Source organism: Micromonospora sp. B9E7 (assembly GCF_039871815.1).
In the GTDB taxonomy this organism is placed as follows: domain Bacteria; phylum Actinomycetota; class Actinomycetes; order Mycobacteriales; family Micromonosporaceae; genus Micromonospora.
Window position 1 is genome coordinate 1 of record NZ_JBDPLX010000030.1, and the last position, 11,785, is coordinate 11,785.

An 11,785-nucleotide genomic window follows, 5' to 3' on the forward strand; every position below is an offset into this window, starting at 1 on the left:
GTGGTGGGGGTGGGGTGGGGGGTGGGTGGGGGTGGGGTGTCGTCGGGGTGGGGAGGGGACCGGGCTAGTGGGCTCCCAGGTGGGCCAGGAGGTCCTGGCGGGTGAGGACGCCCCTTGGCTTGCCGTCGACCAGGACCAGCGCCGCGTCGGACTTCTCCAGCAGCCCGACCGCCTCGCTCACCGGCTGACCACCGCCGATCATCGGCAGCGGGTCGCCCATGTGCCGCTCGATCGTGTCGTGCAGGTGGGCCTGGCCGGTGAAGAGCGCGTCGAGCAGGTCCCGCTCGGCGATCGAGCCCGCGACCTCACCGGTCACCACCGGCGGCTCGGCCTTGAGCACCGGTAGCTGCGACACACCGTATTCGCGCATGTAGTCGATCGCGTCGCGGACCGTCTCGGTCGGGTGCACGTGCACCAGCTCGGGCAGCCCGCCCGGCTTGCTGGCCAGCGCGTCGGCCACCGTCGGCTCCGCACCCGAGTTGTCGAGGAAGCCGTACCGGGCCATCCACGAGTCGTTGAAGATCTTCGAGAGGTAGCCACGACCGCCGTCGGGCAGCAGCACCACCACCACGTCGTCCGGGCCGGCCTTGCGGGCGACCTCCAGCGCGGCGACCACCGCCATCCCGCAGGAGCCGCCGACCAGCAGCCCCTCCTCGCGGGCCAGTCGCCGGGTCATCTCGAACGACGCCTTGTCGGAGACCTCGACGATCTCGTCGGCGACGCCCCGGTCGTACGTCTCCGGCCAGAAGTCCTCGCCGACGCCCTCCACCAGGTACGGACGGCCGGTGCCGCCGGAGTAGACCGAACCCTCCGGGTCCGCTCCGACGACCCGGACCCGACCTTCGGACGCCTCCTTGAGGTACCGCCCGATGCCGGAGATCGTGCCGCCGGTGCCCACGCCCGCCACGAAGTGGGTGAGCCCGCCCTCGGTCTGCTTCCACAGCTCCGGACCGGTGGTCTCGTAGTGCGAACGCGGGTTGGCCGGGTTGCTGTACTGGTTGGGCTTCCAGGCGCCGGGGATCTCCCGGGTCAGCCGGTCGGACACGTTGTAGTACGAGCGCGGGTCCTCCGGGGCGACCGCGGTCGGGCAGACCACCACCTCGGCGCCGTACGCCCGGAGCACGTCCTGCTTGTCCTGGCTGACCTTGTCCGGGCAGACGAAGACGCACTTGTAGCCCTTGAGCTGGGCCACCAGGGCCAGCCCGACACCGGTGTTGCCGCTGGTCGGCTCGACGATGGTGCCGCCGGGCCTGAGCAGGCCGGCGGCCTCGGCGTCCTCCACCATCCGCAGCGCGATCCGGTCCTTGACCGAGCCGCCCGGGTTGACGTACTCCACCTTGGCGAGCACGGTCGCCTGGATGCCCTCGGTGACGTTACGCAGACGTACCAGCGGGGTGTTGCCGATCATGTCGACGACGTTGTCGTAGTACTGCACGGTGTGCCCTTCGTTGCGGCGCCGGCGACGGCGGCCGGGCAGACGGTTGCTCGCGCCCAGCGTACGTGCCGTCAGGGCACCAGCCCCCCGGGGATGACCGAGCTGCGGCGGGCTTCCCACTCCAGGAAGCGATCGGTCTCGGCGAGCACGCTGCCGGCCAACCAGGTGATCATGACCGCGTCGTCGGCGAGCCCGAAGATCGCCAGCGGGATCTCCGGCAGCAGGTCGATCGGCGAGACGATGTACGCCGTGGCCGCGGTCATCAGGGCCAGCCGGAGGCCGCCGTCGTACTCGCCCTTGGTGGTGGCTCTGATCATCCGGGGCAGCGCGGCCAGGCGGGTGCCCAACGACGGCCCACCCCGGGCCCCGGCCGCCAGTGCCCGCGCCAGGGCCGTGAACGCCGCTGTGCGCTTCAGTGTCTTCCCCATCGTCGTGCTCCTCTCCGCCGGATCAGCGTGGCGGGTCGGCGCAAGTCGACCGGCCGCTCCTGGACAGATACCCCGTCGCGTCTGTTTCCAGGCACTCGGGTGCCGTCGCGACGACAGCGGCGTGTCGGGCCGGCGCGATAATGTCGCGGTATGGGGGTGGCTGATTCCGTCGTACCCGGTGGTGCGAGGTGGCGACAGGCCCGGCGGTTCGCCCGCCTGGTGGCCATCGGCACGGGCGCCACCGCGGCGGCTGCGGTGGCGACCGGCGGGGTGCTGCTCGGCCAGGCCCGGCAGGCTCGGCGCACCATCCCGATGGCCGAGGCGCCGCCCCCGCGATGCGACGGGATGTACGGCGCGAAGTTCCCCGGTCCCGCGCTCACCATGGTCGTGCTCGGTGACTCGTCGGCGGCCGGCTACGGGGTGCACCGCCGTCGGGAGACTCCCGGGGCGCTGCTCGCCACCGGTCTGTCCCGTCGACTGCAGCGGCCGGTGCGCCTGCACCGCTTCGCGGTGGTCGGTGCCATCTCCTCGGCGCTCCGCCATCAGGTGGAGGCGGCGCTGGAGTGCCGACCCGACATCGCGGTGATCCTCATCGGCGGCAACGACATCACCAACCGCACCCCGCGTGGGCTGGCGGTGCGCTACCTGGTCGAGGCGGTGCACACCCTGCGCGACGCCGGCTGCGAGGTGGTCGTCGGCACCTGCCCCGACCTGGGCGCGATCCGCCCTATCCAACCTCCGCTGCGGTGGCTGGCGCACCGGTGGAGCCGGCAACTCGCCGCCGCACAGACGGTCGCCGTGGTCGAGGCGGGCGGCTGGACGGTCTCCCTGGGCGACCTGCTCGGTCCCCGGTTCACCGCCGAGCCGACCCGGATGTTCGCCTGGGACCGGTTCCATCCCTCCGCCGAGGGTTACGCGATGGCTGCCGCCGCGCTCCTGCCGACGATGCTCTCCGCGCTCGGCGCCGCGCAGGAACGACGGGTTACGCCGACGCGGGGCGAGGGCGTACGGTCGCTGCCTGAGGCCGCGCAGGAGGCGGCCCGGCACGCCGGCACGGAGGTCAGCGGCACCCGGGTCCGGGGCCGCGACCGAGGGCCGGCGGGCCGGTGGGCGCAGCTGCGTCGCCGCGCGTTCTTCGGTGTCGGCGCGGTGGCGCAGCACGGGTCCGCCTCGGACACCTCGACAGTGGAGGGACTGGCATGAACGAGCGCAGGGTGCGAGGCATGACCGCCGGCCTCGCCGGCCGGCTGGGCCGGGCGGCGGCGTTCTCGCTGCTCGCCGGCACGGTGGGGGGCGCTGCCGTCCTGGCTGGCGAGGCGTTCGTCGCCCGGCACCGCCGCTACGCCCAACCGGAGTTGGGGCTGGCCCTGCGGGCCACGATCGGCCGGGCCGGCGCTCCGCCGCTGCGTCTGGTGCTGCTCGGTGACTCCTCCGCGTTGGGTGTCGGCGTCGACCGTCTCGAGGACACCATCGGCGGGCAGCTGGCCAACCTGCTCGCCGAGGGCCCGACCGGTCGCCGCGTGCACCTGTCCAGCGTCGGTGTCTCCGGTTCCCGCTCGACCGACCTGGCCACCCAGGTGGCCCGGTCCCTGCTCGGTGAACGACCCGACGTGGCGCTGATCCTGATCGGGGCCAACGATGCCACCGGGCTGCGCCGGCCCTCCGACGCGGCGGCGTATCTCGGCGCGGCGGTGCACCGGCTGCGGGAGGCGCGGGTCGAGGTGGTCGTCGGCACCTGCCCCGATCTCGGGGCGGTGCGCGCCATCGCGCCTCCACTGCGACAGATGGTCGGCTGGTCCGGGCGGCGGATGGCCCGCGCGCAGACCGTGGCAGTGCTCGACGCCGGCGGCTCGGTGGTCGACCTGGCCGCCGAGACCGGGCCGGTGTTCCGGGCCGACGCGGGGACGCTCTGCCACGACGGCTTCCACCCCTCCGCCGACGGCTACCGCGTGTGGGCGCACGCGCTGCTGCCCGCGGTCGCCGCCGCAGCGACGGTCGCGTCCCGGCGCTAGCGGGGGGTGACATTTCCCGCCACGCCCGCTCCTTCCGCGCCATGTTACCGGCGGGTTAACGTTGGTCCATGCCGATTGAGTCGTCCCGCGACGCCGTCATCGTCGCCACCGCCCGCTCCCCCATCGGCCGGGCGCACAAGGGATCCCTGCGCGACGTCCGCTCCGACGACCTCGCCGCGACCATCGTCCAAGCGGCCCTGGACAAGATCCCCGCGCTCGACCCGACCACGATCGACGACCTCTACCTCGGGTGCGGCCTGCCCGGTGGCGAGCAGGGCTTCAACATGGCCCGGGTGGTGTCGACACTGCTCGGTCTGGACACCGTGCCCGGCGCCACGCTGACCCGCTACTGCGCCTCGTCGTTGCAGACCACCCGGATGGCGATGCACGCGATCCGGGCCGGCGAGGGTGACGTGTTCGTCTCCGCCGGCGTGGAGATGGTGTCCCGCTACGCCCGCGGCAGCTCCGACGGGCTGCCTCCCGAGGCACAGGCCCTGGTCGGCGGCGGCTGGGAGAACCCCCGCTTCGGCGCGGCCGGCGAGCGCTCGAAGCGCCGCGCGCAGGGCGGCGCCGAGGTCTGGACCGACCCGCGCGAGACGGGCGATCTGCCCGACGTCTACCTGACCATGGGGCAGACCGCGGAGAACCTGGCCCAGGTGTACGACGTCACCCGCGCCGACATGGACGAGTTCGGCGTACGCAGCCAGAACCTCGCCGAGAAGGCCATCGCCGACGGCTTCTGGGCCCGGGAGATCACCCCGGTCACCACGCCGGACGGCACCGTGGTGAGCACCGACGACGGTCCCCGCGCCGGCGTCACCCTCGACGCGGTCGCCGGCCTGAAGCCGGTGTTCCGCCCGGACGGCCGGATCACCGCCGGCAACTGCTGCCCGCTCAACGACGGCGCGGCCGCCGTAGTGGTGATGAGCGCCCAGCGGGCCGAGGATCTCGGGCTCACCCCGCTGGCCCGGATCGTCTCCACGGGTGTGACCGCCCTGTCGCCGGAGATCATGGGTCTCGGGCCGGTGGAGGCGTCCCGGCAGGCGCTACGCCGGGCCGGGATGACCATCGACGACGTCGACCTCGTCGAGATCAACGAGGCGTTCGCGGCGCAGGTCATTCCCTCCTACCGTCAGTTGGGCATCCCGGAGGAGAAGCTGAACGTGATGGGCGGTGCCATCGCGGTCGGTCACCCGTTCGGGATGACCGGTGCCCGGATCACCGGCACCTTGCTGAACGCCCTGGAGTGGCACGACAAGACCATCGGTCTGGAGACGATGTGCGTGGGCGGCGGCCAGGGCATGGCCATGGTGCTCGAGCGGCTGAGCTGAGCTGCCGCCGGCCGGCCCCGTCCCTCGCGGAGTAGGCCTCAGAGCGCGCTGCGGGTCGCCGTCGCCTCGGCGGCGGCCCGGGCCAGCACCTCTGGCCCCGGATCGGCGGCCAGCAGGTCCGCTGTCACCACGCGCAACTGATCGGTCAGGGCGAGGTCGTTGTCGAGCCGGGGCACCGTCCGCCGGGGGCCGCCCTCGGCGTCGGCGGCGAGGTTGGCGATCTCCTGCACCAGTCGGTGCACCAGGTCGGCACGGGACACGTTTCCGGTGGTCGCGACCGCCGCCCATCGCGGCTGCTGCCAGTGCCCGACCTGGCGGACCAGAAGCTGCACGACCTCGTCGAACTCCGCTGCGCTCATCGCCGCCGAGTCTACGGCCGGCACCGACCGTGCCACCGTGGGTCGGTCAGCGGCGCAGGTAGCTGAGCAGCCGCAACAGTTGCCAGTACAGGAAGACCAACCCGGTGAGCAGGCCGAACGCGCTCAGCCACGCGTACCGGCGGGGTCGGCCGTCCCGCACCGAACGCTCGACGAGATCGAAGTCGAGGATGAAGCTGAACGCCCCGGCGATGATGGCGACCACCGAGAAGGCGTACGGCAACCAGCCGACCTCGCCACTGACGCTGTAGACCGCCAGGCCCGGCCTTCCGGAGATCAGGTACGACACCAGGTTGACCACGCTCAGCACGGCGATGCCGAGCAACGTGCCGATCACCAGGCGGGCCAGCCGGGGCGTAGCCCGGATAACCCGGGCCCGGTAGAGCGCCGCCATGCCGAGGAAGACGCCGAAGGTGCCGGCCACCGCCTGCACCACGATGCCCGGATAGACCTGCTCGAAGGCACGGCTCGCCACCCCCAGCAGCAGGCCCTGGAGCACGGCGTAGCCGACGATCGGCACCGGGTTGGTGATGCCTCGCAGCGAGATGACCAGGACCAGCGCGATCGAGGCGAGCGCGCTGCCGGCCAGCGCGGCACCCAGCCACGCCGCGTCGGGGATCACCGCCCAGGACACCGCCGCCGCCGCGCCGGTGACGAGCAGCAACCCGACGGTACGCACCACCACGTCGTCGACGGTCATCGGCTCGACGTCGCGGGAGCCGAGCACCCGAGCCTCCACCCGGCCGGTCTCGTCCAGCCGGTTGAGCACCGGGTTGTTGCTGCGCACCGCCGCCTCCTTCGCCCGCGTACCCCAGGGGTGTGGGCCCTCGCAGTCACTCTGCCCCGGGCGGACCGGCGGCGGCGGGAAAACGGCGCGGACGACGGCGCCCGCCCCCACCAGAGCGGGGACGGGCGCCGGTCGCAGTGCGGACGAGGTCAGTCGTCGCCCTGGAAGTAGCTCAGCAGGCGCAGAATCTCGATGTAGAGCCAGACCAGGCTGACCAGGATGCCGAACGCGGCCACCCAGGAGTAGCGCTGCGGCAGGCCCATCCGGACGCCGTCCTCGATCTCCTTGAAGCTGAGCACGAAGCTCAGCGAGGCGACGACGATGCAGACCAGGCTGAAGCCGATCGCCAGCGGGCTGCCGTCACGCAGACCGGTGTTGACGCCGAACAGCGCCAGCACCAGGTTGATCAGCATGACGGCGAACAGACCGACCATCGCGGCGATCATGCCCTTGACGAACGCCGGGGTGGCCCGGATGACCTTCGCCCGGTAGAGCATCGCCATCAGGAAGAAGATGCCGAAGCTGGCCACGGCGGCCTGGAGCACGATGCCGGAATAGGCCGTCTCGAACGCCTTGCTGACCATGCCGACGAAGACGCCCTCGACGAGCGCGTACGCGATCACGAGCGCCGGGTTGGCCATCCGGGAGAACGAGATGATCAAGCCGAGGACCAGGCCGACCACTGCCGCGCCGATCCAGGCTGGCCCGACCAGCGCGTCGGGCACGAGCACCCAGGCTGCCGCGGCGGTGATGCCGAGGATGCCGAGCAGAGTGACGGTCTTGACGACGACGTCGTCGATCGTCATGGGCGCCACGGTCGGCGGTGCGGCCGGGTAACCGGCCTGGGACGGGTACTGCTGGGGAATGCCGGGCTGTCCGTACGGCCCGGCCGGTGCGTACCCGGCGGAGCGCTCCCGCTCGGCCGCCTGGCCGAGCCGGGCGAGCACCGGGTTCGAGGTCTTCACTGTCTGGCCTCCCTCAGGGGGTCGTGTGCACGTGAACGTGCCCTCCAAGAGTAAACGGCGCAGCCAACTCCTGGTGATCACGAATGAGAATGCGTGTGAGCGGACCTGTGCCCGGGGCGGGGGTCGAACCCGCACGCCTTTCGGCAGCCGCTTTTAAGGCGGCCGTGTCTGCCTTTCCACCACCCGGGCGGGTGGCACCGGCGCGCCGACACGCACAGTGCAGTGTCACCGTAGCCGGTCCTCGGCGACCCGGCGTACCCCGACGGGCTGGCCACATTAGGGTCGATGCCGTGAGCAGCGCAGCCCCCACGGCCCCCGACGCCGCCCCCGAGCAGGCCTTCCGCCTGGCCGACCGGGTCAACCGCCGACCTCGGGCCACTCGGCTGCTGGCCGCCGTCGGCCGACACCGGGCCGATCTGCTGGTCGCTCTGATCTGGGCCGTGCTGGCCGGCTGGCTCACCCACGGTCTGTGGCCCGACCCGGGAGGCCGCATCCTGTCGCTCAACCCGGAGGACCAGGCCCTCTACGAGTGGTTCCTCGCGGTCGACGCCCGCGCGCTGCTCGGCGACTTCGACCTGCTCAGCGACCGACTCAACGCCCCCGACGGCGTCAACCTGATGGCCAACACCACGGTGATCGCACTCGGCATCGCCTTCGCGCCGGTCACCCTGCTGCTGGGCGCGCCGGTCACCTTCGCGCTGCTCGCCGCCGCCAACCTCGCTGGTACCGCACTCGCGTGGTACCTGCTGTTCCACCGGACGCTGCGGGCCCGCCGGTTCGCCGCCGCGCTCGGCGGGGCCCTGTGCGGGTTCGGCCCGGGGATGGTCTCGCAGACCAACAGCCACCTGCACATGACCGCCCAGTGGCTGGTACCGGTGATCGTCTGGCTGGTGGTCCGGCTGCTGCGGGCGTCCGACCCGGGACCCGCGAGGCCCGGCGGTCCGGGTCGCGAACTGGCCGCCGGGCCGGACCGCCGACGGATGATCACCTCCGCCGCTGGGCTGGCCGCCGCGGTCACCGCGCAGGTCTTCATCGGCGAGGAGGTGCTCTTCCTCGCCGCCGTCACCCTGCTGGTGATGGCGATCAGCTACGCCGTGGCGGACCGGGACCTGGCTCGGCGGGCGCTACCCGGCTTCGCCGGCGGGCTCGCCATCGCCGCCGGGCTCGCCCTGCTGGTGCTCGGCTATCCGCTGTGGTTCCAGTTCGCCGGCCCGCAGGGAGTCGCCGACGGCATGTTCACGCCGGCCTACTTCTCCGCCGACCTGAGCAGCTGGTGGACGGTCTCCCCGCTGTCGGTGGCCGGCAGCGACGTGTCGGCCCGGCTGACCACCGGCCCGGCCGAGTACAACACCTTCCTGGGTTGGCCCCTGCTGCTGGTCGCCGCGACCTGCGCGATCTGGGTCGGGCGACGTCGACTGGTCTTCGCCTGCGTCGTGGCGGGCCTGGTGATGGGTGCGCTCTCCCTCGGCCCGGAGGTGGTGCTCGGCGGCACCAGGACCGCGCTGCCCGGCCCGTACGCCCTGATCGGCGGGCTGCCGGTGGTGGACGGCGCGTTGCCGATGCGGTTCGCGCTGGCACTGCTGCCGATCATCGCGACACTGCTGGTGCTCGCGGTCGACCGGGCTCTGCGCAGCACCGGACGGGCACGGCGGCTGGTGCCACTGGCCGTCGGCGCGGCACTGCTGCCGATCTTCCCGACCCCGCTGCCGACCGCCGAACGACCCGCCGTGCCGGAATTCGTCAGCGGCGGGCACTGGCGGCAGTGCGTACGCCCCGGCGGGGTGCTGGTCCCGGTGCCGCTGCCCACGCCCAAGGAGCCCTGGCCGATGCGCTGGGCCACCGCCGCCGATGCCGCCTTCGGTCTGCCGGAGGGATTCTTCATCGGCCCGTACGGGCGGGGCGGCACCGCGGCGATGGGCACCTTCAAGCAGCCCACCTCCGCTCTGCTGGCGGACGTCGCCCGGCGCGGCGACCAACCGGCCATCGGCGACGAGCAGCGCCGTCAGGCCGCCCGGGACGCCCAGTTCTGGGGTGCCTCCTGCGTGGCGTTGGCCGACGACGCCCCGCACGCGGAGAGCCTGCGGGCGACCCTGGAACAGCTCTACGGCCCGGCCACCCGGATCGCCGACGCCTGGATCTGGCGGGTCTGACGCCAGGGTGCGACCGCGCCCACGCGCGGCGCTAAGGAAGGGCCCCTTCTTACCGGTTACCGGTAAGAAGGGGCCCTTCCTTGTCGCTGGGTCAGACGCGGGGGGCACCGACCGGCTGGGACGCCTCGGAGAACTCCTCGCGCGGGTCGTGCAGCTGCCCAAGGGCGACCACCTCACGCTTGAGGACGAACGCCAGCGTCCAGTCCACCACCACGCGGACCTTGCGGTTGAACGACGGGATCCGGCTCATGTGGTACGTCCGGTGCATGACCCAGGCCGGCCAGCCGGTCATCTTGATCCCGTACACCTGGGCGACGCCCTTGTGCAGGCCGAGGCTCGCGACGCTGCCGACGTGCTTGTGCTTGTAGTTGACCGGCTCGCGGCCGCGGAGCACGGCGGCGATGTTGTCGGCCATCCGAGCGGCCTGGCGCACCGCGTGCTGCGCGCTCGGCGAGCAGAAGTTGCCCGGCTCCTTGGTCAGGTCCGGCACGGCCGCGCAGTCGCCGGCGCTCCACGCGCCCTCGACAACCTCGTCACCGTTGACCACCTGCAGAGTGGGCAGGCAGGTGATCCGCCGACGGTCGTCACGCGGGAAGTCGGTCGAGTCCAGCATCGGCGACGGCTTCACGCCAGCCGTCCACACGATCGTGTCGGACCGGAAGCTGTCACCGTCGGAGAGCTTGACCACCCCGTCGACGCAGGACTCGAGCCGGGTGTCCAGCCGGATGTCCATGTTCCGCTTCATCAGCTGCTGGACGGTGTAGGCGCCCATGTCCCGGTCGACCTCGGGCAGCACCCGCTGGGTGGCCTCGACCAGCACCCAGCGGACCTCGTCCTGCTTGAGCTCCGGGTAGTAGCGCAGGGCGTCGCGAGCCATGTCCTCCATCTCGGCGAGCGCCTCGATGCCGGCGTACCCACCGCCGACGAAGGTGAAGGTCAGCGCCGCGCGACGGACGTCGGCGTCGGGCGTGGCGGCAGCCACGTCGAGCCGGTCCAGCACGTGGTTGCGCAGGTAGATCGCCTCGCCGATGGTCTTGAACCCGATGCCCTGCTCGTGCAGGCCGGGGATCGGCAGGGTGCGGGACACCGAACCCGGGGCCACGATCACGTGGTCGTAGGTGATCTCCCGGGCCGGGCCACTGATCGGCTGCACGGTGGCCGTCTTGCGGTCGTGCTCGATCCGCGTGACCGTGCCGGCAACCATCTTGCACCGACGCAACTCCCGCCGCAGGGGCACCACGGAGTGTCGCGGGGAGATGTTGCCCGCCGCCGCCTCGGGCAGGAACGGCTGATAGGTCATGTGCGGCTGGGGATCCACCACCATGACCTCAGCCTCACGGGAGCTGAGCTTCTTCGACAGGCGCAGGGCCGCGTACAGACCGACGTGCCCGGCACCAACCACAAGGATCCGCTTCGGATTCACGTTGTCTATCTTTCCCCGGCCGGCTCAGGTAATCCCGCTCGCGCCCCTCATCTGTGACGGAGCACAACCCATGTGACCTGCGTAACCCTCCCGTACCAGCGGTCACCGGCGCCGCAGGAGCCAGCCCAGCAACGCTGCCGTGCCCACGGCCAGCAGCAAACCCAGCACGGTCACCCACTGGTGGCCCGTCTCGCCACCCGTGACCGGGGCCTGCAGCAACAGCACTCCCAGCACGGCGGTGCCCAGCAGGACGGCCGCCGTCCGCAGCAACCATCGGGTGACCAGTTCGGGGTCCACCACCGCGTCGTAGGGCAGCAACGCGGCCAGCGCGCAGAGGGTGTGCCCCAGATAGAGCAGGGCGGCGAGGGCGAGCAGCCGCCAGAGGGCGACCGGACGGCCGTACCCGTCGGTGGCGAGCAGCCAGCCGCCGACCGTGACCAACGCCGTGAAGGTCGCCCAGACCCGACGCGGACCGAAGGCGGGCAACAACGCGGCAACCGTCAGGAACAGGATCGGTCGCCCGGGAAGCACCTCGGCGGGGAAGGCGAGGACGAACCCGGCAAGCACGACGACGAAGATCGCACACCGCACCAGGAGCGGAGCGACGCTGATCCGGGCGACCGCGTTCTGGACCGACCGGACCCGCCCGGTCACGGCGTCGATCATCTGCGCCGCCCTTCGTTCGCGACTGCGGGGCTCGCAAGCTCACTCCTCGCGCTCACCGCGCCCCCTTCGTTCACGACTGCGCGGCTCGCAAGCTCACTCCTCGCGCTCACCGCGCCCCCTTCGTTCACGACTGCGCGGCTCGCAAGCTCACTCCTCGCGCTCACCGCGCCCCCTTCGTTCACGACTGCGGGGCTCGCAAGCTCACTCCTCG

11 protein-coding genes and 1 tRNA gene are annotated in these 11,785 nt (G+C 72.2%); 4 read left to right on the forward strand and 8 right to left on the reverse strand.

What is annotated here, in order from left to right:
* Positions 1-64: 64 nt before the first annotated feature.
* Together ABGB10_RS30905 and ABGB10_RS30910 are read right to left on the reverse strand one after the other, a co-directional pair.
* Positions 65-1,435 (reverse strand): cystathionine beta-synthase, encoded by a 1,371-nt coding sequence (locus ABGB10_RS30905; protein ID WP_347664513.1) that lies wholly within the window; start codon positions 1,433-1,435, stop codon positions 65-67.
* Between the two features lie 71 nt (positions 1,436-1,506).
* Positions 1,507-1,863, reverse strand: coding sequence for a YkvA family protein (locus tag ABGB10_RS30910; protein ID WP_347664514.1), 357 nt, complete (start codon positions 1,861-1,863; stop codon positions 1,507-1,509).
* A gap of 150 nt (positions 1,864-2,013) precedes the next feature.
* Between ABGB10_RS30910 and ABGB10_RS30915 the strand changes: the two genes are divergently transcribed.
* The 3 genes from ABGB10_RS30915 to ABGB10_RS30925 all read left to right on the forward strand — a co-directional run bounded on the left by ABGB10_RS30915 (position 2,014) and on the right by ABGB10_RS30925 (position 5,206).
* Positions 2,014-3,066, forward strand: coding sequence for an SGNH/GDSL hydrolase family protein (locus ABGB10_RS30915; protein ID WP_347664515.1), 1,053 nt, complete (start codon positions 2,014-2,016; stop codon positions 3,064-3,066).
* A gap of 20 nt (positions 3,067-3,086) precedes the next feature.
* Complete coding sequence (locus ABGB10_RS30920) at positions 3,087-3,875, forward strand: SGNH/GDSL hydrolase family protein (protein WP_347664516.1); 789 nt, start codon at positions 3,087-3,089, stop codon at positions 3,873-3,875.
* 68 nt (positions 3,876-3,943) lie between these two features.
* Complete coding sequence (locus ABGB10_RS30925) at positions 3,944-5,206, forward strand: acetyl-CoA C-acetyltransferase (RefSeq protein ID WP_347664517.1); 1,263 nt, start codon at positions 3,944-3,946, stop codon at positions 5,204-5,206.
* A 38-nt stretch (positions 5,207-5,244) separates the two neighbouring features.
* On the opposite strand, the gene ABGB10_RS30930 is transcribed toward ABGB10_RS30925, so the two are convergent.
* The 4 genes from ABGB10_RS30930 to ABGB10_RS30945 all read right to left on the reverse strand — a co-directional run bounded on the left by ABGB10_RS30930 (position 5,245) and on the right by ABGB10_RS30945 (position 7,524).
* Positions 5,245-5,565: a hypothetical protein gene (locus tag ABGB10_RS30930; RefSeq protein ID WP_347664518.1), complete on the reverse strand. Its 321-nt coding sequence runs from the start codon at positions 5,563-5,565 to the stop codon at positions 5,245-5,247.
* 46 nt (positions 5,566-5,611) lie between these two features.
* The gene (locus tag ABGB10_RS30935) at positions 5,612-6,370 is read right to left on the reverse strand and encodes a Bax inhibitor-1/YccA family protein (protein ID WP_347664519.1); all 759 of its coding nucleotides are present in this window, start codon (positions 6,368-6,370) and stop codon (positions 5,612-5,614) included.
* 149 nt (positions 6,371-6,519) lie between these two features.
* Entirely contained in the window at positions 6,520-7,335 is an 816-nt protein-coding gene (locus tag ABGB10_RS30940) for a Bax inhibitor-1/YccA family protein (protein WP_347664520.1), read from the reverse strand.
* Positions 7,336-7,443: 108 nt separating this feature from the next.
* Positions 7,444-7,524, reverse strand: a tRNA-Leu gene (locus tag ABGB10_RS30945).
* A 101-nt stretch (positions 7,525-7,625) separates the two neighbouring features.
* Here ABGB10_RS30945 and ABGB10_RS30950 point away from each other — a divergent pair.
* A complete protein-coding gene (locus ABGB10_RS30950; protein WP_347664521.1) occupies positions 7,626-9,485 on the forward strand; it encodes a hypothetical protein in 1,860 nt (619 codons plus the stop codon).
* A 91-nt stretch (positions 9,486-9,576) separates the two neighbouring features.
* Here ABGB10_RS30950 and ABGB10_RS30955 read toward each other — a convergent pair whose 3' ends face one another.
* Together ABGB10_RS30955 and ABGB10_RS30960 are read right to left on the reverse strand one after the other, a co-directional pair.
* Positions 9,577-10,908, reverse strand: coding sequence for an NAD(P)/FAD-dependent oxidoreductase (locus ABGB10_RS30955; protein WP_347664522.1), 1,332 nt, complete (start codon positions 10,906-10,908; stop codon positions 9,577-9,579).
* Positions 10,909-11,010: 102 nt separating this feature from the next.
* Positions 11,011-11,574, reverse strand: a complete 564-nt coding sequence (locus tag ABGB10_RS30960; RefSeq protein WP_347664523.1) for an LPXTG cell wall anchor domain-containing protein — start codon at positions 11,572-11,574, stop codon at positions 11,011-11,013.
* Positions 11,575-11,785: the final 211 nt, after the last annotated feature.